21 protein-coding genes are annotated in these 21,358 nt (G+C 73.3%); 9 read left to right on the forward strand and 12 right to left on the reverse strand.

Annotated elements, in window-relative coordinates; genetic code table 11:
• Nucleotides 1-197: 197 nt before the first annotated feature.
• Nucleotides 198-2,138: a hypothetical protein gene (locus ABD284_RS17720; protein WP_344144809.1), complete on the forward strand. Its 1,941-nt coding sequence runs from the start codon at nt 198-200 to the stop codon at nt 2,136-2,138.
• The gene (locus ABD284_RS17725) at nt 2,128-3,393 is read left to right on the forward strand and encodes a hypothetical protein (RefSeq protein WP_344144811.1); all 1,266 of its coding nucleotides are present in this window, start codon (nt 2,128-2,130) and stop codon (nt 3,391-3,393) included. The genes ABD284_RS17720 and ABD284_RS17725 overlap by 11 nt, the downstream gene beginning before the upstream one ends.
• Before the next feature lie 232 nt (nt 3,394-3,625).
• Here ABD284_RS17725 and ABD284_RS17730 read toward each other — a convergent pair whose 3' ends face one another.
• Nucleotides 3,626-4,657 carry a zinc-binding dehydrogenase gene (locus ABD284_RS17730; protein ID WP_344144813.1) on the reverse strand — a complete coding sequence of 344 codons (1,032 nt, stop codon included), beginning with the start codon at nt 4,655-4,657 and terminating at the stop codon, nt 3,626-3,628.
• Between the two features lie 271 nt (nt 4,658-4,928).
• Nucleotides 4,929-6,410, reverse strand: coding sequence for an aldehyde dehydrogenase family protein (locus tag ABD284_RS17735; RefSeq protein WP_344144815.1), 1,482 nt, complete (start codon nt 6,408-6,410; stop codon nt 4,929-4,931).
• A gap of 105 nt (nt 6,411-6,515) precedes the next feature.
• On the opposite strand from ABD284_RS17735, the gene ABD284_RS17740 reads away from it, so the two are divergent.
• Nucleotides 6,516-7,079 (forward strand): TetR/AcrR family transcriptional regulator, encoded by a 564-nt coding sequence (locus ABD284_RS17740; protein WP_344144817.1) that lies wholly within the window; start codon nt 6,516-6,518, stop codon nt 7,077-7,079.
• 274 nt (nt 7,080-7,353) lie between these two features.
• On the opposite strand, the gene ABD284_RS17745 is transcribed toward ABD284_RS17740, so the two are convergent.
• The 8 genes from ABD284_RS17745 to ABD284_RS17780 form a co-directional block, all read right to left on the reverse strand.
• Nucleotides 7,354-7,932: a dihydrofolate reductase family protein gene (locus tag ABD284_RS17745; RefSeq protein ID WP_344144819.1), complete on the reverse strand. Its 579-nt coding sequence runs from the start codon at nt 7,930-7,932 to the stop codon at nt 7,354-7,356.
• A 343-nt stretch (nt 7,933-8,275) separates the two neighbouring features.
• Complete coding sequence (locus tag ABD284_RS17750; protein WP_344144821.1) at nt 8,276-8,845, reverse strand: snapalysin family zinc-dependent metalloprotease; 570 nt, start codon at nt 8,843-8,845, stop codon at nt 8,276-8,278.
• 238 nt (nt 8,846-9,083) lie between these two features.
• Nucleotides 9,084-10,190 carry a DUF2332 domain-containing protein gene (locus tag ABD284_RS17755; RefSeq protein ID WP_344144823.1) on the reverse strand — a complete coding sequence of 369 codons (1,107 nt, stop codon included), beginning with the start codon at nt 10,188-10,190 and terminating at the stop codon, nt 9,084-9,086.
• 131 nt (nt 10,191-10,321) lie between these two features.
• Complete coding sequence (locus tag ABD284_RS17760) at nt 10,322-10,621, reverse strand: HPr family phosphocarrier protein (RefSeq protein WP_344144825.1); 300 nt, start codon at nt 10,619-10,621, stop codon at nt 10,322-10,324.
• A 25-nt stretch (nt 10,622-10,646) separates the two neighbouring features.
• Entirely contained in the window at nt 10,647-12,164 is a 1,518-nt protein-coding gene (locus ABD284_RS17765; RefSeq protein ID WP_344144827.1) for a PTS fructose transporter subunit IIC, read from the reverse strand.
• Entirely contained in the window at nt 12,161-12,610 is a 450-nt protein-coding gene (locus tag ABD284_RS17770) for a PTS sugar transporter subunit IIA (RefSeq protein WP_344144829.1), read from the reverse strand. Before ABD284_RS17770 ends, ABD284_RS17765 begins: the two co-directional genes overlap by 4 nt.
• Complete coding sequence (pfkB, locus tag ABD284_RS17775) at nt 12,607-13,551, reverse strand: 1-phosphofructokinase (RefSeq protein ID WP_344144831.1); 945 nt, start codon at nt 13,549-13,551, stop codon at nt 12,607-12,609. Before pfkB ends, ABD284_RS17770 begins: the two co-directional genes overlap by 4 nt.
• Complete coding sequence (locus ABD284_RS17780; RefSeq protein ID WP_344144833.1) at nt 13,548-14,309, reverse strand: DeoR/GlpR family DNA-binding transcription regulator; 762 nt, start codon at nt 14,307-14,309, stop codon at nt 13,548-13,550. Before ABD284_RS17780 ends, pfkB begins: the two co-directional genes overlap by 4 nt.
• Before the next feature lie 846 nt (nt 14,310-15,155).
• Here ABD284_RS17780 and ABD284_RS17785 point away from each other — a divergent pair.
• The 4 genes from ABD284_RS17785 to ABD284_RS17800 are packed head-to-tail and all read left to right on the forward strand — an operon-like array spanning nt 15,156 to nt 17,059.
• A complete protein-coding gene (locus tag ABD284_RS17785; RefSeq protein ID WP_344144835.1) occupies nt 15,156-15,677 on the forward strand; it encodes a hypothetical protein in 522 nt (173 codons plus the stop codon).
• A gap of 25 nt (nt 15,678-15,702) precedes the next feature.
• Nucleotides 15,703-16,188, forward strand: coding sequence for a hypothetical protein (locus ABD284_RS17790; RefSeq protein WP_344144837.1), 486 nt, complete (start codon nt 15,703-15,705; stop codon nt 16,186-16,188).
• Nucleotides 16,189-16,209: 21 nt separating this feature from the next.
• The gene (locus ABD284_RS17795; RefSeq protein WP_344144839.1) at nt 16,210-16,629 is read left to right on the forward strand and encodes a hypothetical protein; all 420 of its coding nucleotides are present in this window, start codon (nt 16,210-16,212) and stop codon (nt 16,627-16,629) included.
• Nucleotides 16,630-16,663: 34 nt separating this feature from the next.
• The gene (locus tag ABD284_RS17800) at nt 16,664-17,059 is read left to right on the forward strand and encodes a hypothetical protein (RefSeq protein WP_344144841.1); all 396 of its coding nucleotides are present in this window, start codon (nt 16,664-16,666) and stop codon (nt 17,057-17,059) included.
• A gap of 150 nt (nt 17,060-17,209) precedes the next feature.
• Here ABD284_RS17800 and ABD284_RS17805 read toward each other — a convergent pair whose 3' ends face one another.
• Nucleotides 17,210-17,887 carry a TetR/AcrR family transcriptional regulator gene (locus ABD284_RS17805; RefSeq protein ID WP_344144843.1) on the reverse strand — a complete coding sequence of 226 codons (678 nt, stop codon included), beginning with the start codon at nt 17,885-17,887 and terminating at the stop codon, nt 17,210-17,212.
• Nucleotides 17,888-18,083: 196 nt separating this feature from the next.
• On the opposite strand from ABD284_RS17805, the gene ABD284_RS17810 reads away from it, so the two are divergent.
• Together ABD284_RS17810 and ABD284_RS17815 are read left to right on the forward strand one after the other, a co-directional pair.
• Nucleotides 18,084-18,995 carry an SMP-30/gluconolactonase/LRE family protein gene (locus tag ABD284_RS17810; protein ID WP_344144845.1) on the forward strand — a complete coding sequence of 304 codons (912 nt, stop codon included), beginning with the start codon at nt 18,084-18,086 and terminating at the stop codon, nt 18,993-18,995.
• 43 nt (nt 18,996-19,038) lie between these two features.
• The gene (locus ABD284_RS17815; RefSeq protein WP_344144849.1) at nt 19,039-20,028 is read left to right on the forward strand and encodes an LLM class flavin-dependent oxidoreductase; all 990 of its coding nucleotides are present in this window, start codon (nt 19,039-19,041) and stop codon (nt 20,026-20,028) included.
• Nucleotides 20,029-20,058: 30 nt separating this feature from the next.
• Here ABD284_RS17815 and ABD284_RS17820 read toward each other — a convergent pair whose 3' ends face one another.
• Nucleotides 20,059-21,351, reverse strand: coding sequence for an SLC13 family permease (locus ABD284_RS17820; RefSeq protein WP_344144851.1), 1,293 nt, complete (start codon nt 21,349-21,351; stop codon nt 20,059-20,061).
• Nucleotides 21,352-21,358 lie beyond the last annotated feature (7 nt).

Raw genomic sequence — 21,358 nt, forward strand, 5'->3', positions numbered from 1 at the left:
GCGGTGTGCGGCGACCACCACGCCGAACCGAGCGTGGCGATGCGCCGGTCGCCTGGACCGTGCCCCGGGGCGCCACACCTCGCGGGTGAGGGCTATGAGGGCGGCGGCGAGCGCCTCGCACGGGTGGCGCCGCCGAGGGTCCTGCGCTCCCCGGGGCCCGGCCGGGGAACGGGACGAGGACTGGCTACGATGACCCGGTGACCGCCTTTCCCCCATCCCTCCGGCAGCTGTCGGCCATCCCCGCTCTGCCGGCGCTCGCCTTCCTCGCCCTGCTCCCGGGCGAAGCCCAAGCCGACGTCGAGCCGCCCGCCACGCCGGCTGAGCACTACGCCGAACTGCTCGCGGAGGAGCCCGAGGGTGCCGCGGTCGTGGTCGACGGAGCCGTCGGCGGAACGCTGAAGCCCGAGGAGATGACCGACGAGCTCCACACCACCTTCGGCAGGCTGGATCTGCCGTACTACATCGTGGTGACCCCCTTCCTCGGGCCGGGCTCAGCGGTCGGGGACGAGAAGATCGCGCCGGCGCTGCACGACCGCCTGGGCTCCGACGGGGTGTATGCGGTCATGGGGCCGCAGGGCAGCGTGCTGGAGATCGAGTCCTACGGGGTCGAGGCCGACACGGACACCGCGCTGCACGTGGCGCTCACCGACCCCGGGCTCCGCTACGACGACCCCGCGACCGAGGTGGCCGAGGTGATCGTCGCAGCGCTGGAGAACCCGGCCGCGGCCGAGGAGCTGCAGGCCGAACGCGAGCGGCCCTGGCCGTTCCGCGCGGATGTCCTCGCCGGGCTGCACCCCAGCCGTCCCGATGGCCCCGAGACCCTCGGGTTGTTGGTCGGAGCCGTCGGCGGAGCGGCCGTGGCCGTCGGCGGGTGGCAGGTCTGGCGGCTGGCGCGCCGCGGGCGCCTCCGCCCGGCCGCGGCCGTCGGGGTGGGCGCCGTGGCCGTCGCCGTGGGGGCGGTGAGCGCGCCGGCGGGGTGGGTGGCCGCAGCGCCCGCCGGTGACCACGAGACGCCCGACGCCGAGGAGTCGGCCCGCATGGAGGAGCCCTACGTCATCTCCACCGGGCGCGTGGCGCATGTCGCCCGGGCGCTGGGCGACGACCCCCTCTACGTCGACCCGCTGGTCCGGCTGCCGCGCGAGGGGCTGGACGACGTCGCCGAGGAGATCGGCCGGGCGCCGGTGCCCGTGTACGCGGCGGTGGTACCGCTGGACGCCGACGACGAGTCCGGCGGCGACCACGAGGTGCTCGCCGCCGCGCTGGCGTCGCTGGCCGAGCGCGAAGGCGTCTACCTCGTCGCCGGGCGGGACGTCGGCGGCGCCACCGGTGTCGGGGCCGCCACCCACGGTCTGGGGGCCGACTACTCCTTCGCCTTCGCGATGCAGCGGATCGAGGCGGCCGACCCGGCGGGTGCCCTGCATCAGGCCGTCGCCGCGCTCGACGACGTCGAACTCACCGGCGGCGGTTCGTACACGCCGCAGTTCACCGAGCAGGAACCCGGTATCCCGGCTCCGCGCATGGAGCGCTACTGGGCGGAGGGTGTGGCCCCCGGGCTCTTCGCCTTCGGCCTGCTCGTCGCCCCTGCGGCCATCGCCCTGGTCTGGCTGCTGCTGTACGCCCGCAAGATGTGGCGCGGCGGCGGCACCGTCGTCGGCGACCGCGCGCTGCGCCGCCTGGCGGGGCGCGAGACCGCGCGGCTGCGCGCGCTGCTCGCGCGCCCCGACGGCGGCCCGCCCGAGGCGCTGCTCCCCCAGGCCGACGCCGCGCTGCTGACCCTCGACGGCCGACCGCGGACCCTGGACCTGCTGGGCGTGGTGGTCCTCGCACGGCGGGTGCTGGCCGAGGCGGAGGATGCCGGCGGCTCCCGGCGGGAGCCGTGCGCGGTGAACCCGCTCCACACGTGGGCCACCGAACGCAGCCGAACCCGGGTGGGCCGCAACGGCAACGCCAAGGTGTGCGCGCGCTGCGCGGCACTGCGCCCCGAGGTGCGTTCCGCCGGCGTGCTGCGGCTGCGGTCCGGCGGAACCGCGCACGCCTACGACTCCAAGCCGAACGACCCGTGGATCCGCCACCGCTTCGGCGCCGACGCCCCCGCCTCCATGGTCGAGGCACTGTTGAAGGAGCACCATGTCAGCTAGGGTCCGAGCCGTCGCGATGCTGACCTCGCTGGCGATGCTTCTCAACCCGGTCGCAGCCGACGCCGCGGCGTCGCCGGACTCCGGCCCGGGCTCCGGTCCAGGCTCCGGCTCCGGCGGTGCGGCTTCCACCCCCGCCGAGGAGATCGCCGAGTCCCTGGCCGACTCCCCGGTCCACGTGGACCCCGCCTACGACACCGCCTTTCCCGAGGCCGACCGCGAGCGCATCGCGGACCTGATCGCGCAGGGGCCGCTCGACCTGTACGTCGTCGCGATTCCCCTGGCCACGGGCGACGCCTGGGACGGCGACCCCGAAGCGCTGCTGACCGCCGTGAACGACCGCATGGGCGGCGGCACGCGGCACATGCTGGCCTACGAGCAGGCCTACGAGGGCAGCCTGACCGGCGCTGACTTCGGCCCGGACAGCTCGGATGAGGCCTTCTACGGTGCCCTGACCTCCGATGCCCTGCACCGGGAGGACGACGGGGTCTCGATCGCCGACCGGGTGGAGTCGGCCGTGGAGACCGCCAACTCCGCGGACCCCGCGGCCGCCTACGAGAAGGCATCGGCCGACTACGAGCCGCCTACCGCCTCCCGGCTCGCGGGCCTGCCCCCGTGGGTGCTGTGGGCCGGGCTCGCGGCCCTGGTGCTTCCGGCGGCCGGGGTCGGGCTTCTCCTGCTGCGCCGCCGCCGCGCCTCCGCAGCCGTTCCCCAGCACGCCGCCTTCGACAACGCCGACCGGGCGCAGCTGGAAGCCCTCATGGAGCGCGGCGAGCGCGACCTCATCGAGCTCGGCGAGCGGCTCAGCGCGGCGACCGGGGTGTCCCCGCGCCACCTGTCGCGCGCTCTGGACGCGCGTGATGCCGCCGCGCGGGTCCACGACCGGATGAAGGCCGACGGACCCGCACTGGCCGAGGCGGTCGGTGTGCTCGTCCTGCTGGACCTGGCCGAGGACGCGCTGGCAGGGCGCGACACGCCGCGCCGCCCCTGCTACGCCAACCCGCTGCACGGCAGCCGGACCCGCCCGGTGCAGTGGCGGGAGTTCGGCGGCAGCCGCAGCATCCGGGTGCCGCTGTGTGCTGCGTGCGCCAAGGCGGTCGACAAGCGGGTCCGGCCGACGGTGCTGCCGGCCGAGCACGACGGGCGCACGGTGCCCTACTACGAGGTGCCCGCGGACGACAGCGTGTGGGCGGCGACCGGGTTCGGCACACTCACCGGCGACCTCGTGCACCGGGTTCTGAGCGGGCAGCGCCGGTGAAGGCTACGGCGCCCCGCGCAGAGCCGCGAGGACGGCGCCGGCGGCGCCCCGGCGGTGTTGCCGGTGAGCCGCGGCACGGGAACGGCGGAGCGCAGAGCCGCCGCCCCCGGGTCCGCCCCGGCGAGCCCGGGCGCGGTGGGGACCGCCCGTGGGGGCGGTCGGCTCGGCACCCGGTAGGGGCCGCTCCCGAGGGACCCGCCGGGGACGCGTGGCGCGGAATCGGCTCGCGACGCTAGGGGTGCAGGACGATCTTGCCCACATGGCGCCTGCGGGCGAGTTCCTCCTGCGCGCGGGCGGCCTGGTGCAGCGGGAACGCCGCGGCGACAACGGGCTGGATCCGGGCCTGACGGGCCAGGTCCATGAGAAGGCCGAAGTGCGTGGGCGTGTGCATCGCGGAGCCGATCACCTGCGCGCTGTGCAGATAGAGGCGGCGCACATCGAAGGCCACGTCGTACCCGCCGAGCGCGCCGGCGACGACCCACCGGCCGCCTTCGCGCAGCAGCGGCAGTCCCTCACTCACCAGTTTCCCGGCGACGACGTCGAGTGCGACGTCGACGCCCTCCGGGGCGGCGGCGCGGATCTGCTCCGGGACGTCTCGTGCGCGGTCGATCATCACGTGTGCGCCCGCCTCGCGCACCGGACCGATCTTGGACCCGCTGCTGACGGCGAGCACCCGCGCGCCGCGGGCGCGGGCGATCTGCACCAGCGCCAGGCCGACGCCGCCGGACGCTCCCGAGACCAGGACGGTCTCCCCCTCCCGCAGCCGTCCCCGCTCGATCATGCCCAGCGCCGTGCCGTAGGCGGTCGGCAGCGCCGCGAGCTGGTCGTCCGTGAGCGGTGACTCCGCCATGTCGTGCACGCGCTGCGCAGGAGCGGTCACGTACTCGGCGTAGCCGCCGTCGCGTTCGCTCCCCATGAGGCCGATCGGGTTCGCGTCCGGCCCATCGGCGTCGTAGATCGCCGGGTCGACGACCACTCGCCGACCGGTGAGGCGCTCGTCGGCCCCGGCCCCGACCGCCACGACCCGGCCTGCAACGTCGGCGCCCTGGATGCGCGGGAAGTCGATCGGACCCCGCCAGCCCGACAGCGCCTCCGGGTCTCCCGGGCGGCCATAGGCGCCCTCGCGGGTCCACAGGTCGGTGTTGTTCAGTGCCACCGCGCTGACCTGGACCAGTACCTCCCCCGCCTGCGGCGTAGGCGCGGCCGCCTCCACCGGCTCCAGGACCTCCGGCCCTCCGTGCTCTGCGATCCGCACTGCGCGCATGGTCTCGCACACCCCCATCGCCGAATTAGGTATACCGGTCGGTATACATCACTATGGTACACCGATCGGTAAAGGTTCTACGGGAACCGGCCTGCGCCCTGCCCGGTCGCCGCTGTCCGCGCTCGGGCTGTTCGCCGGAGTCGGCGTGCTCCCGCTTGCGGTGTGGGGCTGCTCCGCCGGGCGCTCGCGCCGCGCCGAGCGGACCGCCGCCGGGCGCCGCTTGGCACCCGCGGGGCGGCGGCCGGGGTCGGCGCCGGCCGCCGGCCCGGAGTCAGAAGTGCACCGTGACGGTCTTGGTCTCGGTGTACGCGTCCAGAACCTCGATGCCGTGCTCGCGCCCGATGCCGGACTGCTTGAAGCCGCCGAAGGGCACGGTGCCGGCGCTCATGTCGGCGAAGGCGTTGATCCAGACGGTTCCGGCGCGCAGGCGTGCGGCGGTGCGGTGGGCCCGTTCGAGGTCCGCGGTCCACACGGAGGCGGACAGGCCGTAGACGGTGTCGTTGCCCTGTGCGACGGCGTCCTCGGCGTCGGTGAACGTCATCAGCGACGCCACGGGGCCGAAGACCTCCTCGCGTACCACGCGGGCGTCGCTGCCGACGCCCTCGACCAGCGTGGGCGGCATGTACAGGCCATCACCGGTACGGCCGGCCGTCTCCAGGGAGCCCCCGTCCTCGCGGGCCGCCTCCAGGTAGGACGACACCCGTTCGAAATGCGGCCGCGAAGCCAGCGGCCCCATGCGCGTGTCCGGGTGGAAGGGGTCCCCGAGGGTGTAGGTGTGCATCTCCCGGACGAGCAGCTCGCGGAACCGCTCGCGGACGGACTCCTGCACGAAGATCCGGCTTCCGGCGACGCATCCCTCACCACTGCCCTGGGCGAATCCGGCGACGGCGCCCTTGGCGGCGGCCTCGAGGTCCGCGTCGTCGAAGACGATCGTGGGCGACTTGCCGCCCAATTCCAGCGTCACCCGCTTGAGGTCCGTGCTGGACGCCTCCAGAATGCGCTTGCCCACGGTCAGCGAACCGGTGAAGGAGATCTTGTCGACGTCGCCGTGGCCCGTCAGCGCCTCCCCTGAAGCGGCACCGCCGGTGACGATGTTGACGACGCCGGGCGGCAGGTCCGTGGCCGTCAGCAGCTCACCGATCCGCAGTGTTGACAGCGGCGACCAGGCCGCGGGCTTGGCGACCACGGTGTTGCCGGTCGCGAGCGCCGGACCCAGCTTCCACGCCAGTTGCAGGACCGGGCCGTTCCAGGCGGTGATCGCGCCGACGACACCCAGCGGTTGGCGCAGGGTGTAGCTGAACACCGTCGGGTCCGACGGCGCCGTCTGCCCGTAGATCTTCGTCGGCCAGCCCGCGTAGTGCCGGAACACCTCCACCGAGTGCTCCACCAGCCAGCGGGTCATCCACAGCGGACCGCCCATGTCGAGCGAGTCCAGCACGGCCAGCTCCTCAGCGTGCTCCTCCAGCACGTCGGCGATCTGGAGCAGCACCCTGCTGCGCTGATAGGGGGTGATGTCCGCCCACGACGGGGCTTCGAAGGCGCGGCGGGCGGCGGCGACCGCCAGGTCCACGTCGTCTTGCCCGGCTAAGGAGACGCGGGCCAGCGCCCGTCCGGTGGTGGGGTCGACGGTCTCGAAGGTCTCGGCGGAGCGCGGCGCGGTCCAGGCGCCGTCGATCAGCAGGTGCTTGGCCTCGCCGTCGAGGAAGGCGGGAGCCGGGCGTTCGGCGGCGTCCATAGTGAGCGGGGCGGTCATGGCTGCTCTCCTGCACTAGAAAAACGAACTGGTTCGTTCGCTCTGGTCGACACTAGGACAGCCGTGCCCGGATGGCAAACGAACCAGTTCGTTTACACTGGAGGCATGGACAAGGGACAGGCCAGTCGGCGGCGCCTGCTGGACGCGGCCACCGTCGAGTTCGCCGCTCACGGCATCGCCGGCGCGCGCGTCGACCGCATCTCGGCCGAGGCGAGGGTCAGCAAGGCGCAGATGTACGCCTACTACGGCGGCAAGGAGGAGCTGTTCGACGCCGTCCTCGCCGACCAGGTCGCCGGTGTGCTCGACGCCGCACCGCTGACCGCCGAGGACCTGCCCGGCTACGCCGTCCGCCTCTACGACGCCTACCTCGCCTATCCGCAACTCGTACGCCTGGCCACCTGGGCCCGCCTGGAGCGCTCCTCCGCCGGCCATCTGTTCTCCGCGGAGGCCGAAGAGCCCAAGCTCCAGGCCATCGCCGACGCCCAGCGCAGCGGTCACATCGACCCCGCCCTGCCCGCGGCCGATGTGCACTCCATGGTCATCTCCATGGCCATGACCTGGTCGCCGACCAGCCTTACCTACGCCGCCACCGCGGCCGACCCCGACAGTGACCACGACCGCCGCCGGACCAGCCTGGCCACCGCCGTCAGCCGCGCCTTCTCCCCGTGACCGCACCGCCGGAAGCCCCGCGACCGGCCTGAGCGCGCGGCAGCGGCCGGTTGTTCGGTCGGCCGGCCGCCGGCGTCAGCACCCGGCCGCGGCGCGCATCGCTCGCGGCGGCGGCGATGCCGCCTTTCGGGAACGGCTTCGCCGCTTCTGCTCGCTTATCCGGCGCCCCGCCGATCAGAACGCGGCATCCGTCCGAGTCGGGAGGCCCGGCGACCGTCCCTGCCGAGCGTCGCGCCCGGTTCGGCTGCTTGGCGGGTGGAAGCACGGAGGGACCTCAGGCATGCAGGGTGGGCCGGTAGACGCACTCGCTGATGTGTCCGTCGAGCGTCCGGCTCTCGACGAGCTCGAGGTCGAAGTCGGCGGCACCCTGGAAGAGCGGGTCCAGCCCGGTCCGACCGGTGATCACGGGGAAGAACGTCACCTGCAGGCGGTCGACCAGGCCGGCGGCCATCAGCGCCCGGTTCATCGACAGGCTGCCGTGCGAGCGCAGCGGCACGTCGGACTCCTCCTTGAGCCGGGCGACGACCTCGACGGCGTCGCCGCTCACGACCGTTGCGTCCGGCCAGTCGAGCGGTCCCTCCAGTGTGGTCGAGACGACCGTCGCCGGGAGGTTGCGCATCCGGGTGACCCACGGGTCGCGCACATCGGAGTCCTCGGTGCTCTCGGCCAGCATCCGGGCGAACAGCCGATAGGTGTTGGCCCCGAAGACCATCCGCTGCTCCTCGCCGTACAAGGCGAGGCGGTGGTCGAGCAGCTCGGGGCCCTGCTTGCCCCAGTAGCCGGTCCAGTCGCCGCCGGCGGCGCCGAAGCCGTCGATGCTAGAGAAGACGTCGAAGGTGTAGGTGGCGGCCATGGTGCTCTCCTCGGGTGGGCTCGGTCGGCCTGTGCAATGACAGACCGGAATCCGCGGCGGGACTCATCGCCGTTGGCCCTCCCCTCCGAAATGCCGGAGTCGGGCACGATCCCGCTGAGAGTCACCACCCGGCGTGCCGGCGGCACGGCGGCGCGGAGGACCACGTCGTCGCAGCGCTCCGCGGGCCGCGGCGCGGGCTCGGGTGTCGGCCGCTGCCGAGGGCGCTCCGCGTCGGCCAGGGCCGATCCCGCGCCGGCGCGGCGGGGATGCGGGCGCCTGGGGCGCCGACCCGCGACTGCGGGCCGGCGCCCGATGCCGCCGGGCCCCTGGCCGGGGCGCCTGATCAGCCGCGGTCGACCAGAATCTGCCCGTCGGTGACGCTCTGGCCGGCCAGGCCGCTGCCGTAGTTGGCCTCGACCCGCGAGCGCTCGGAGGCGTCGGGGTAGGCGTTGGTGCAGTCCACGCCGCCGGTGGAGCCCGACATCAGCGACGAGCACGGACCGGGCTTGACGTCGGGCAGGCCCAGGCTGTGGCCGAGCTCGTGTGCGGCGATGCGCACCGCGTCGTAGCCTTCGGCGGTGCCTTCGCGGCCCATCCAGACGGTGACCTGCCCGCCCGGGCGCACCGGGCCCAGATGGGCGCGGGGCCAGCCGTCGTCGGCGACGATGCGGATCTCGGCGCGCTCTCCGGCGGAGGCCGGCTCCAGGCGGACGTTGCCGACGCTGGAGTTCCACACGTCCACGGCCTCCGCGACGGCGGAGGTGTACTCCGCTGCCTGGCCGGCGTCGTAGTGCAGGACGGTCTGGCGCAGCGGCTGCGACCGCTCGGCGGGTGACGCGGCGGCCGGTGCGGCGCCCACCAGCGCCAGCGCGCTCAGAGCGATCAGGAGGGACGTAAGGATGCGTCTCAGCATGGGGGGCTCCCTGGGGGTGAGGGTGCTGATGCTCGGTGACCCCGTGGGGTCGGCCTGATGCTATTTGTAGTGACGTATCACCACAATGTGTCCAGACCGCCGAATCGCGACGCTGTGCGCCGTTCCGGAGGTCATGGGCGGCAGGGCCGCCGGGAATCCGCCGAAGGGACCCTCGCCCGGCGGCCGCACAGATCCAAGCCGCACACCCGCCCGCGCCCCCGGCCGCTCCCGCAGGGCGTTAGGAGTTCGGGAACCATGACAGGAGGCGGCCCCGCGACCAGGAGCGGCCGACGGCCTCGGCATGCAGAGCCGAGTGCTCGAACACCGCCAGGCCGAGGATGCTGTGGCCTGAGGCCCGGCGATCCCCCAGTGTCGGTATCGCCGGCGCGACTCCGACCCCCTCGGCCGACACCCACGCCACGGACCGGCCGAGCGCCGCTTCGTCGAGGCGGTGCAGGAAGCGCAGGCGGCTCTCCAGCGGCAGGCGCGAGAGCGCCCACGTCGTGGTGACGACGGGCAGGGCGTCCGGGGGCACCCGGGCGAAGGCGTCGGGCAGCGCCTCGACGGTGTCGCCTCGCAGCAGGATCGGCGGCTCCGCCGCCGCCAGCGCCGTCTCCGCTTCGAGCCTCGCCAGCCGCTCCGCGAGATCCGGCCGGTCCGGCCAGAGGCAGGCGCGCAGCCAGCGGGCGTCGTCCGCGTCGGTCACGTCGACCGGGTCGGGGTCGACGCCCACCCGGGCCACGACCTCGGGCATCGCCCGCGTCGGGACGGGCCGGTCCCCCACGACCGAGCACCGCGTCTGCACCGGAGACGACGGATCGCCCAGCGGCCGCCCGTCGCCGTAGGTGATGCCGACGCGGTCGACGTTGAGGTTGAGCCCGGCCGAACAGCCCACGTCGATCAGGCCGACCGCGTTCGCGCCCGCCCGGCGCGCCGCCTCGGCGACGGCCGGATACAGCACGGCGCAGTGTCCGGTCTCGTCGGGCCGTGTCCGCCGGCGCGCAGCGATGGCCGCGACCGAGTCGGTCATCCGCAGCAGCGTGTCGATCGCCGCAGCGGCGGCGGCGTCGCCGTCCGCGGCGGCATAGGCCGCGGCGAGCGCCGGAGCGCGCCCGGCGAGGGCGAGATCGTGCAGCGCGGCGAGGACCACCGTCGGGTGCCGCCTGCGCGCCGGCGCCGCCTCGATGGCGCGCAGCGCCTCGTCGGACTCGCTCAGGGCGACGGCGACGCGCTCGTACAGCGGTGAGGTCGCGGCGGCGTCGACCTCACCGAAGCGGCGATAGACCTGGGCGAGGGTGCGGGCCCTCCTCACGGGCCGGCCGCCCGCCTCGAACGCACGACTCATACGACTGAATCATATCGTTGAGGCGCCGATTGAGAGTTCGACCGCTGTGACCGCGCCACAACGCTGAAAAGCCTCAAACTTCGACGTACTCGTCCTCGCTTGCGTGCGCGGCACCGCTTCCCCGGTCCCTGCTAGCCGGGGCCTCCTTCCGCTCGACCGGCGGGGCTGCCTTCGTGGTCGTCGGCGAGCAGTTCGGCCAGCTCGGCCAGGATGCGGTCGTCGTCGGCGGTGAGCTCGACCTCGTCGCCGTGGCGGGCGCCCAGCGCCATCAGACCGAGGACGCTGGCGGCGTCGACCGGGGTCCCGGCCTCGCCGTCGTCGACCTTGGCGATGCGGACCGGGCCCTCGTACCGGGCGGCGGCTTCGGCCAGCAGTGCCGCGGGGCGGGCGTGCAATCCCACGGGCGAGGCGATGGTGACACGTCGGTGCATCGAAGGGTCCTTCCGGCTGTCGGAGTCAGGCGGTGGCCGCGACCGGTTCGCTGGCGGGGTTCCGTTCGCCGCGGCCGATGCTCTTGGCCAGCAGGACGGCGGCGGTGGAGACCGCGATCCCGATGAGGATCGCGGCCAGGTACGGCAGCGGGGCGCCGACCAGCGGCAGGACGAACACGCCCCCGTGCGGGGCCATGAGGGTGCTGCCGAAACCGATGGCCAGGGCCCCGGCGGTGGCCGAACCCACGACGATGGAGGGGATGACCCGCAGCGGGTCGACCGCGGCGAAGGGGATCACGCCCTCGGTGATGAAGGAGGCGCCCAGGAGCCAGGCCGGCCGGGCGCTGGCGTGCTCGGCGGGGCTGAACAGGCCGCTCTTGATCTTGGTGGCCAGCGCCAGGGCGATGGGCGGTGTCATGCCCGCGGCCATGGCGGCGGCCATGATCGCGTGCGCGGTCTCGCTGCCGGTGGAGAGCCCGCCGACGGCGAAGGTGTAGGCGACCTTGTTGACGGGGCCGCCCATGTCGAAGGCCATCATCGCCCCGATGAGCGCGCCCAGCAGGATCGCGTTGGTACCGGTCAGGCCGTTGAGCCAGCCGGTGACGGCCTGCATGACCACCGCCACGGGCTCGCCCACGACCACGAACATCAGGGCGCCGACCACGGCCGACCCGAGGAGCGGCAGCACGAGCACCGGCATCACCCCGGCCATGGCGCGGGGCACCGGGACCCGGCGCAGTCCGGCGATCACCGCGCCGGCGAGCAGACCCGCGAACAGGCCGCCGAGGAACCCGGACTCCACGGCCACGGCCGCCGCGCCGCCGACGAAGCCGGGGGCCAGGGCGGCCCGGTCGGCCATGGCGTAGGCGATGAAGCCCGCCAGGACCGGCACGAGGAAGTCCATCGCCAGGGTGCCGACCTGGTTGGCCAGCGCGGCCCAGCTGGTGAGGCTGAGCGCGTCGAAGTGCTCGGTGACCGGCGGGGCCTCGGTGATGTCGTAGCCGCCCAGGGCGAAGCTGATCGCGATGAGCAGACCGCCGGCGGCCACGAACGGGATGACATAGCTGACCCCGGTCATGAGCCACTGCCGGAGGTTGCTCCCGAACCCCCCGGCGGCGGTCACCTTCGTCTCCGGCGCGGGCGTCGCCGCGTCCGGCGCGGCGCCTGCGGCGGTCGTCCGGCCGGGCCCTGCACCGCCCGGGGCCGCGGGCTCGGGACCGCTCCGCGCCGGGCCGGCGTGTTCCGCGGCTTCGGCGGCGCGTTCGAGGAGGCCGGCGGCGTCGTTGACGGCCTGCTTGACCGTGCCCTCGACCACGGGCTTGCCCGCGAAGCGCTCACGGCCGTGCACGCCGACGTCGGCGGCGAAGACCACGGCGTCGGCCGCGGCGATGTCCGCGTCCGACAGGGCCGAGGTGCCGGCCGACCCCTGTGTCTCGACGGAGACCTCGTGCCCGGCGGCGCGCCCGGCCTGTTCGAGGGCTTCGGCCGCCATGTAAGTGTGGGCGATGCCGGTGGGGCAGGACGTCACGGCTACGAACCTCACGGCGCCACCTCCGAACGGACGTAGTCGGCCGCGTGGGCGGGATCGTCGGCGGCCAGCAGGGTGCCGGTGAACTCGGAGCGCATGAGCCGGCGCGAGAGCGCGGCCAGCACGGCCATGTGGTCGGTGTCGCCGCCCTCGGGCGCGGCGATCAGGAAGATGAGGCGGGCGGGTCCGTCGTCGGAGCCGAAGTCCACGCCCTCGGCGCTGCGGCCGATGGCGAGGGTGGGGGCGGTGACTGCGGCCGAACGGCAGTGCGGGATGCCGATGCCTCCGGGGAGGCCCGTGGGCATCTGCTGCTCGCGCGCTTCGACATCGGCGAGGAACCGCTCCAGGTCGGTGACCCGGCCCTCAGCGCGCAGGCGTTCGGCGAGGGCGCGCACCGCGGCGCGGCGTTCGGTGGGCGCGAGGTCGAGATCGACCAGGCCGGTGGTGACGAGCTCGGTCATCGTGCTGCTCCGGTGAGGGTGAGGGCGGTGTCGACTGCGGTGACGCGCACACTGTCGGAGCGCGGATCCTGAGGACCGGGCATGCGGCTGCCCGGGAGTCCGACGGCGGCGGCGCCGTGCGCAACGGCGGCGCGCAGCGCCTCGGGGCCGACGCCGCCGGCGCCGAGGAAGCCGGCGAGCAGGGCGTCGCCGGCGCCCACGGTGCTCACGATCACGGTGGCGGCGCTGCGGGCGTGCCAGGCACCCGCGCCCTCGGCCAGCAATGCGCCGTCGGCCCCGAGGCTGACCAGGACCGCCCCCACACCGCGGGCGCGCAGGTCGCGGGCGACGTCGAGGACGGCACCGAGGGTGGGGAGGGGCCGCCCGGCGAGCTCGGCGAGTTCGTCGTGGTTGGGTTTGATCAGGTCGGGGCCCGCGGCCGCGGCGTGGGCCAGGGCCGGGCCGGAGGTGTCCACGGCCGTGCGCGCGCCCGCCCGACGCCCGGCCCGCACGAGGTCGGCGTGCAGGTGCTCGGAGCCGTCGGCGGGCAGGCTGCCGCAGGCGACGAGCCACTCGGCCCCGGCGGCCAGCTCGGCGGCGCGGTCGACGAGCGCGCGGGCCTCGCCGCTGTCGAGGGGGCTGCCGGACTCGTTGAACTTGGTGGTGGTGCCGTCGGCCTCGACCACGGTGACGTTGCTGCGGGTGGCGCCGTGCACGGGCACCTCGACGACCGGCACCCGCTCGTCCCGCAGCAGGGAGCCCAAGTGTGCGCCCTCGGGTCCGCCGCACGGCAGCAGGCTGGTGGTGGGCCGCCCCGCGGCGGCCAGGACGCGGGCGACGTTGACGCCCTTGCCGCCGGGGTCGAGGTCGGCGCGCAGGCCGCGGTGGACCTCGCCGCGCGCCAGCCCGGCCACCGCGATGGTGCGGTCCAGGCTTGGGTTGGGGGTGACGGTGACGATCATGCGATCACCACGTCGGCCCCGGTACCGGCGAGCTCCGCGCGGGCGCGGTCGTCGATCCCGCCGTCGGTGACGACGACGTCCATCTCCTCCAAGTGGGCGAAGCGGCTGAAGTGGTCGTCGCCGTACTTGGTGTGGTCGGCGAGCAGCACCCGGCGCCGGCAGGCGCGCACCATGGCGGCTTTGACGGCGGCCTCAGCGGGGTCCGGGGTGGTGCAGCCGCGTGCGTCGGAGAACCCGTTGGTCCCGAAGAAGCCGACGTCGACGGTGAGGCCGCCGAGGACGTCCTGGCCCCACGTGCCGACCGAGGCCAGCGTCGTCGCGCGGACCCTGCCGCCGAGCAGGTGGAGTTCGCAGCCGGGCCGGGCCACGAGCCGGTTGGCGGCGGGCAGGGAGTTGGTGACGACGGTGAGCTCGACGCCGTCGGGGACGAGCCCGGCCAGGCGGGCGGTGGTGGTGCCGCCGTCGAGCAGGACGGTGCCGCGCTCGGGCAACCGGTCGACGGCGGCGCGGGCGATGCGCTCTTTCTCCGCCTCGCTGGTGCGGTCGCGCAGGGTGACGCTGGGTTCGAAGTCCACGCGTTCGACGGGGATGGCGCCGCCGTAGACCCGGCGCAGCGCGCCCTGGCGTTCGAGCACCCCGAGATCGCGCCGGATGGTCTCCGGTGTCACGGCCAGTTCCTCGGAGGCCGACGACACGTCGACGCGTCCGTCCCGGCGTGCCCTCCGCACCAGCGACTGCCGGCGCTCGGCCCCGTACATGCCCGATTCCCTTCGGTTTCATGTTGGTTGTTGTCTGATTGTGCCCGTTGTTGCCAGGTTGTCAAGGGTCGGTGAGCGCGCAGACCGCCCAAGCGCCGACCGCGTACCCCTACCGCCCCCGGTCCGCGCTCGCCGATTCCCGGCGACCGCGCACCGGAGCCGCCGGCCTTCTCCGCGGCGGCCAGAACCGCCCGTCAGCAGGCTCTGGAGAATGGCCCGATGCACAGCGGAGACGACCGCCGCAATGCAGGCGGAGGACTCGGAACCGCAGATATGAGCGTTACGGGAGTGACCGCGGACCGACAGTCGGAGTTTCCCGAAAATCCGTTTCCGACCTCGACCGCTCCCCGCATACGGCACGCTCCGCCTTCGCGTCGGCCGCGGATTTTGGCGTCCTCGAAATCCCACCGGCACGCGCGTTCCGGTTCCATCCGGATTCAAACGTATTTTCCTGAGGATTCACGGGCACGCCCGCCGGAGCGGGCGCAGACAGGGCGCTGACGACCACTGTGACCTGCACCGACACCGCCCTCTGCGCGTTCGGTGGCCACGCTGCGGATGGACGGTCGACCGGGGATCCGACACACGGGAAAGCGCTTTCGGTGACACGCCGCGGCTACCGAGGAGGATTCTAGAAACGGACGAATTTTGCAGGTCATCGGGCCGGCGAAGCACGAGCGACACACACCGGAGCGCACCGGTCTAGCTGATGAGCAGCATTAATATGCCATTGCCGGGATAACCGGAGTATTTGCGGATCATCGTCTGGACTTGACGGCTCTTAAATGCGTACGATCGGCCGCCACGGCCCAACCCGCAGGGCCGTGGAAATCCGAAAGGAGAACCATGCCCCCTGTTCTCAAGAGGATGAGCACAGCGGCCGTCGGTGCGGTCGCCGCCGCCGGTCTTCTGGTACCGGCCGGGACCGCGATGGCCGCGCCCGCCGCGCCGGAGGCACCCGCACCGGCATCGCAGACCGCCGCCACCCAGGCGAAGACCATGGGCGTCAAGATCGACCTGGGCAGCGCGGTCGTCAACATCTCCAGCCGGATCTTCGACATCGCCGTCACCGCGATCGAGCGGAACCAGAACCGCAGCGGCTACGTGAAGAGCCTGATGGAGGGCGCGTTCTACGACGCGGGCCAGAGCTACAACGTGATGGTCGTCAAGGCCGACCACCCCTACTCCTTCGACCTGGACAACATCGTCTACGACGGCACGGTCCACGCCTCGGGCTACCCGGCGTTCCGGGTGCTCGTCTTCGACTCCGGCCGGTTCACCAACGAGGGCGACGGCGGCTACATCAACTGGGCCTTCCGCGGCTGGTTCGACCGCAGCGGCATGACCGTCGACTTCCGCAAGCCCTGACCCCGCGGCCGAGAGGAGCGCACACGTGAGGTTCCGTACAGCACTCGCCGTCGCGCCGCTGGCCGCGGCGGCGCTACTGGGCACGGCGGTCGGCACGGCACAGGCCGAGACCGCGAGCCCGAACCAGACCCCGGCTACCGTCCAGGCCGCCGAGAGCCCGACCGTGACCGTGCACCTCGACGACGGTGCCAACGGCTTCGAGGTGGGCCGCGCCATCAGCGCCATCAACGAGGACAACCGCGGCGAGTTCGTCCGCCGCGCCGTCGACGAGGCCTTCGAGGCCAGCGGCGGCCGCTACAACGTGATCCTGATGAACCTCAGCCAGGGCTACGAGGAGCGGCTGGAGTCCAAGCGGCTCTACGCCAACGTCCGATGGGGCTCCATCAACTACGGACTCTGGATCGCCGAGGCGGGAGAGTTCACCAACACCGGCGACGGCGGCTACATCAACTGGGGCTTCCGCGGCTGGTTCGACCGCGAGGGCAACACCGTCCGGTTCCACCGCCCCTGATCCCGGAGAGGAGTCCAGTACATGAGGATCGCCAAGCTGATCGCCGCCTTCGCCGCGGCGGTGGTCGCCGTGACAGGCGCGGCGACGATCGCCGCTCCGCGGCCCGCCGTCGCGGAATCCGCCACCACCATGGCGTTCGACGCCTGCGACCTGCGGGTGAAACTGCGCGAACTGCGCGGCTGGGACGCCAACGACCAGTACAACATCATGGTGTGGAAGGAGTCGGCCCGCGCCTCCAGCCACTTCGACGGCATCGTCTCGCAGGGGCACACCACCGCACAGGAGTGCGACGCGGTCATCGGCAACGACATCAACTTCTTCTGGGTCGTGTTCAGCGGCGGTGGCGAGTTCGTCCGCAAGGGCGACGGCGGCTACCGCAACTGGGCGTTCTACGGCGTGTGGGAGCGCGACGACACCCACGTCCGGTTCCTGCCCCGGTGACGGCACCCCTCTGCGACGAAAGGACCGATGAGCAATGCGTGCGATGAAAAGGACGGCGGCGGTGCTGGCGGTGGCGGGCGTCGCGGCCGCGGGCGCACCGGCCGCCGCGCAGGCGTCGGACTACCTCGACCCCTGCGACCTGCGCACCAAGATCGACGAGCTGCAGGGCTGGGGCTCGGACACCTCGAAGAACATCATCGTCTACAAGGCCACCGCCCGGGAGTCCAGCCACTTCGAGGGCGTGGTGACCGAAGGCACCACCACCGCCAAGCCCTGCGAGAACTTCTGGCCGAGCGAGCACGACTACCACTGGGTCGTGTTCAGCGGCGAGGGCGAGTTCGTCCGCAAGGGCGACGGCGGCTACCGCAACTGGGCGTTCTTCGGCGTGTTCACCCGCGACGACAACGTCGTGGACTTCCACGCCAGATAGACGCCGTGCGACCGCTGCGGCGTGGGTCCCTCCTGCCGGTCCCACGCCGCGGCGGCATGCACGCCCCGACCGCCGGCGGCCGCCGGCGGTCGGGGCGCACCGCGCGCCGCCGGCCGCGCTGTCCGGGCGCAGGCATCGGCAGCCTCGCCCTCACCGTGCAGCGGCGTCCGTGCCGAGCATCCGCAGCGCGAGGTCGGCGTAATAGCCGGCGAGCACCTCGGGCGAATCCGCGCCTTCGATGCTGTACCAGCGCACCAGGTCGATGCCGAGCGACACGATGGCGCGCACGGACCGGTTGACGTCGGGAACGTCGAAGACGCCTTCCCGCGCCCCCCGCGTGACCGCCGAGCGCAATACGGCGGTGAAGCGCCGTCGCAGCTCCCGGACCGCGGCGCGGTGTTCGGGGCCGAGGCCGGCGAGCTCGTACTGGCACACCCGGGCCACCGTGTGGTGACGCGCGTGCCAGGCCACGAGGCCTGCGACGAGCCGTCCGACGTACGCCCTCGTGTCGCCGTCGTCGCGCTGCGCCCGGATCGCTTCGAGAGCGCGCTCGTGACCGGTCCGGACGATCTCGAACAGGACGCCCTCCTTCGAGGGGAAGTGCACGTACAGCGCGCCGGGGCTCAGGCCGATGGCCGCCGTGATGTCCCGCGTGGTGGTCGCGTGAAAGCCCTTCCGGCTGAAGCACAGCACGGCCGAGGTGAGCAGCGCGCGGGCCGCCTCCGGCAGGTCGTCGCTCCACAGCTCCCCCACCGCGCCCGCCGCGAGATCCGCCGGCGGGGCCACCGACTTGCTGGGGCCACCGCGCCGTTTCCGATTCGCGACCATGCCGATTCCGCTCCATGCCACGTTGCGGTGCCCGCCGCCGATGCGACCGGACGCCGGACCTCGACACGCTCCGGCGAACACCTCTTGACACCGGCCCAACTTAGGGTAACTATGCGCTTAGTTACAACTAGCCGCAGGCGGCGAACCGGCGCCGACGGCGGCCGCGCTGCACCGCCGCGGAACATCGAGGTGGGAAATGGCCATGGAACGTCAGCAGTCGAGCCGAGACATCACCGTGGTACTGGACGGCTTCTCCTATCTGGAGTGCCCGCGGTGGCGCGACGGCCGGCTGTGGGTCTCGGACTTCTACACCAACCAGGTCGTGGCGACCGACGGCCGCGGCGGCACCGACGTGGTGGCCGAGGTCCCGAACCAGCCGGCGGGACTGGGCTTCCTGCCCGACGGACGCGCGCTCATCGCCTCGATGCGCGACCACCGCATTCTGGTGCGCGACGGCTCGGGAGGGCTCAGCGTGCACGCGGACCTGTCCGACGCCGTGTCCGGCATGCTCAACGACATGGTCGTGGACCACCGGGGGCGCGCCTATGTGGGCAACTTCGGCTTCGACCTGATGGGCGGAGCCCCGCTGCGCTACACCACGCTCGCCCGGGTCGATCCCGACGGCACGGTCACCACGGTGGCCGAGGACCTGGGTTTTCCCAACGGCATGGTGATCCTGCCCGAAGGCGTTCTGGTCGTCGCCGAGACCTTCGCCGGACGGTTGACCGCCTTCGACATCGACGAGGAGGGCGGTCTGGGCAACCGGCGCGTCTGGGCGCAGTTCGGCCGGCCGCCGCAGACCGACGATGTCGCACAGGCCGTGGAAGAGCTCGACGTCGCTCCCGACGGCATCTGCGCGGACGCCGAGGGCGCCGTGTGGGTGGCCGACGCCCTGCATGCCCGCGTCCTGCGCGTGGGCGAGGGCGGCGCGGTCCTGGAGGAGGTCCCCACCGGAACCGGGGTCTTCGCCTGCATGCTCGGCGGCGACGACGGCCGCACCCTGTTCCTGTGCACGGCACCCTCCTTCGCCGAGCACGAGCGCCGCGCGGCCCGCGAGGCCGAGCTGCGGGCCGTCCGCGTCGAGGTTCCGCACGACGGCCTGCCCTGACGCCCGCACCGGCCCCGCCACCCGTCATCGCCGGAGGAACCCCATGGACATCGCCTGCGCCTTCCCGACGGCCCTGAGCTCGCCGGACGACATCGCCGTTGCCGAACGCCTGGGATACACCCGCGCGTGGGTCTACGACACCCCGCAGCAGAGCCCCGACGTGTGGATGACCCTCGCGCTGGCCGCCCGACGCACCGAGCGGATCGGCCTCGGGCCGGGGGTCCTGGTACCCAGCCTGCGCCACCCGATGGCCAACGCCGCCGCGACCGCCACCCTCACCGCACTGGCGCCCGGCCGGGTCGCGGTCGCCTTCGGCACCGGGTTCACCGGCCGGCGCGCCATGGGCTACCCGGCGATCAGCTGGTCCTACATGGACTCCTACATACGCGCCTACCGCGGCCTGCTTCGCGGCGAGACCGTCGAGTGGGAGGGCCGGCGGATGCGGATGCTCCACCCCGAGGGGCACGCCCCCGCCCGGCCCGTCGACGTTCCCGTCCTCATCGGGGCGCTCGGGCCCAAGGGCAACGCGGTGGCCCGGGAGCTCGCCGACGGTCTCTACGCCACCCTGCAGCTCCCCGAGTTCGCGAAGGACTACACGTGGGTCCCCTACCTCACCTGGGGCACCGTGCTCGACGAGGGGGAGCCCCCGGACTCCGAGCACGCCCGCACCGCCGGCGGGCCGGGGTGGGCGCTGGCCTACCACGGCGCCTACGAGTTCGGCGGGCCCGACGCGGTGCGGGAGCTGCCCGGCGGAGCGCAGTGGCTGGACGTCGTCGACGCGGAACCCGGTGAGGAGCGGCACCTCGCCGTGCACTCGGGGCACTGCGTCGAGTTGAACCGAGCCGACCTGGCGGCCTGGAACGCGGGCGGCCACTCGGTGCTCACGGACGTGACCGTCAGCGGCACCCGCGGCGAGGTCCGGCGCAAGCTGGACGACCTCGCCTCGCGGGGCGTGACCGAGATCGTGTTCCAGCCCTGCGGCCCCGATATCGAAGCCGAGCTCGAACGCTTCCTGGACGCGGCCCGCTCCTGAGCGGCCGGCCCGCGTTCGGGCGGGGCGGGATCACCACCAGCTGAAGGCCGCCCAGACGAGCAGCGGGGCGACCACGACGGACACCAGCCCGTAGGCCAGGAGCTGGCGGAACAGCGCCGGCCGGGTCTCCTCCGGAGCCGCACCGAGGATCAGGCCTCCGGTGATGCCGAGCGGGTTGATGTCGACCATGACCGAGGTCAGCGCCACGGCGATCACCGCGCCCACAGGCGAGACGCCCGCCTCCACGACGGCGGGCAGAAGCGGCATCGTGGTCACGAACACCGCGATCGAGCTGGCCGCGAACGAGGTGATGCCGGCGATGTAGCACAGGAGGAGCAGGGTGAGCATCGCCGAGCCCTCGATCGTCAGCAGTTCGCTGATGCGCTCGAACGCGCCGAGGTCCTGCATCACGCCGATGTAGGTGAGCAGGCCTCCGATGAGCAGGACGACGCCCCAGGGCATCCGCGCCACAGCGAGCCCCGGGTCGATGCGCAGGAGGAGGAGCTGCAGGCCTGCCGCGACGATGCCGAGATAGCCGATGTTCATGTCGAAGCCGACCGACAGGACGAGGACGACCGCCATACCGCCCAGGGTCACCAGCAGGACCAGCGGGGCGGGGGCCGCGGCCCGCTCCTCCGCCGGAGCGGCGCCGCCGGATCCGCCGGCCGCCGGACTCTCGTGGCCGTCGGCCGCCACGAGGCTTGGCCCCGTCGGCAGGATGCCGCGGACGCGGGCGACGACCAGTGCCCCGGCGCAGACCACGGCGCCGGCGAGCAGGGAGCTGAGCAGGAAGGTGACCGGCGCGTGCTCGGGAAGGCCGAGCTCGAACGAGGCGGCCTGCTGACGGGCCGTCGCGCCGTACACGGCCAGGGGCGAGAGCAGGCCGCTGACGATGCCCATGATGCCCAGGACCGCCATCATCAGCGCGGGCAGGCCGTACCGCGCCGACAGCCCCAGGGCGATGGGCGCGACGATCGCCGTGACCGCGGCGGGGAGCGTACCGAAGGCCGCCAGCAGCGCACCGGCGGTGAACGGGACCAGGGCGACGAGTACCACCCGTCCCCTGACCAGCCGCAGCAGTCCGTCCAGCAGCCAGTCGAGGGTGCCGTTGATCTTGGCGACGGCGAACAGCGCGGTCACGCCGACGATCAGGACGAAGAAGTCGCCGGGGAAGAAGGCCGTGACCTCCTCCGAGGGAATCCCCGCGGCCAGGCCGACGAGGAATGCGGCGGCGAAGGCTCCCAACCCGAGGTTGAAGCCGCGCAGCGCGGTGGCCGCGAAGAGGAGGAGGAGGACGACGATGGAGACGTCGGCGATGGTCATGGGGGGT

The sequence above is a fragment of the Streptomonospora arabica genome, from assembly GCF_039531585.1.
GTDB lineage: Bacteria > Actinomycetota > Actinomycetes > Streptosporangiales > Streptosporangiaceae > Streptomonospora > Streptomonospora halophila.

What these genes read in the sequence shown, in the direction of transcription:
- ABD284_RS17770 (WP_344144829.1), bottom strand. Translation starts at nt 12,610, where the DNA reads ATGACCGAGCTCGTCACCACCGGCCTGGTCGATCTCGACCTCGCGCCC.
- ABD284_RS17730 (WP_344144813.1), bottom strand. Translation starts at nt 4,657, where the DNA reads ATGCGCGCAGTGCGGATCGCAGAGCACGGAGGGCCGGAGGTCCTGGAG.
- ABD284_RS17750 (WP_344144821.1), bottom strand. Translation starts at nt 8,845, where the DNA reads ATGCTGAGACGCATCCTTACGTCCCTCCTGATCGCTCTGAGCGCGCTG.
- ABD284_RS17800 (WP_344144841.1), top strand. Translation starts at nt 16,664, where the DNA reads ATGCGTGCGATGAAAAGGACGGCGGCGGTGCTGGCGGTGGCGGGCGTC.
- ABD284_RS17795 (WP_344144839.1), top strand. Translation starts at nt 16,210, where the DNA reads ATGAGGATCGCCAAGCTGATCGCCGCCTTCGCCGCGGCGGTGGTCGCC.
- ABD284_RS17760 (WP_344144825.1), bottom strand. Translation starts at nt 10,621, where the DNA reads ATGCACCGACGTGTCACCATCGCCTCGCCCGTGGGATTGCACGCCCGC.
- ABD284_RS17810 (WP_344144845.1), top strand. Translation starts at nt 18,084, where the DNA reads ATGGCCATGGAACGTCAGCAGTCGAGCCGAGACATCACCGTGGTACTG.
- ABD284_RS17725 (WP_344144811.1), top strand. Translation starts at nt 2,128, where the DNA reads ATGTCAGCTAGGGTCCGAGCCGTCGCGATGCTGACCTCGCTGGCGATG.
- ABD284_RS17755 (WP_344144823.1), bottom strand. Translation starts at nt 10,190, where the DNA reads ATGAGTCGTGCGTTCGAGGCGGGCGGCCGGCCCGTGAGGAGGGCCCGC.
- ABD284_RS17740 (WP_344144817.1), top strand. Translation starts at nt 6,516, where the DNA reads ATGGACAAGGGACAGGCCAGTCGGCGGCGCCTGCTGGACGCGGCCACC.
- ABD284_RS17815 (WP_344144849.1), top strand. Translation starts at nt 19,039, where the DNA reads ATGGACATCGCCTGCGCCTTCCCGACGGCCCTGAGCTCGCCGGACGAC.
- ABD284_RS17745 (WP_344144819.1), bottom strand. Translation starts at nt 7,932, where the DNA reads ATGGCCGCCACCTACACCTTCGACGTCTTCTCTAGCATCGACGGCTTC.
- ABD284_RS17820 (WP_344144851.1), bottom strand. Translation starts at nt 21,351, where the DNA reads ATGACCATCGCCGACGTCTCCATCGTCGTCCTCCTCCTCCTCTTCGCG.
- ABD284_RS17780 (WP_344144833.1), bottom strand. Translation starts at nt 14,309, where the DNA reads ATGTACGGGGCCGAGCGCCGGCAGTCGCTGGTGCGGAGGGCACGCCGG.
- ABD284_RS17805 (WP_344144843.1), bottom strand. Translation starts at nt 17,887, where the DNA reads ATGGTCGCGAATCGGAAACGGCGCGGTGGCCCCAGCAAGTCGGTGGCC.
- ABD284_RS17785 (WP_344144835.1), top strand. Translation starts at nt 15,156, where the DNA reads ATGCCCCCTGTTCTCAAGAGGATGAGCACAGCGGCCGTCGGTGCGGTC.
- ABD284_RS17735 (WP_344144815.1), bottom strand. Translation starts at nt 6,410, where the DNA reads ATGACCGCCCCGCTCACTATGGACGCCGCCGAACGCCCGGCTCCCGCC.
- pfkB (WP_344144831.1), bottom strand. Translation starts at nt 13,551, where the DNA reads ATGATCGTCACCGTCACCCCCAACCCAAGCCTGGACCGCACCATCGCG.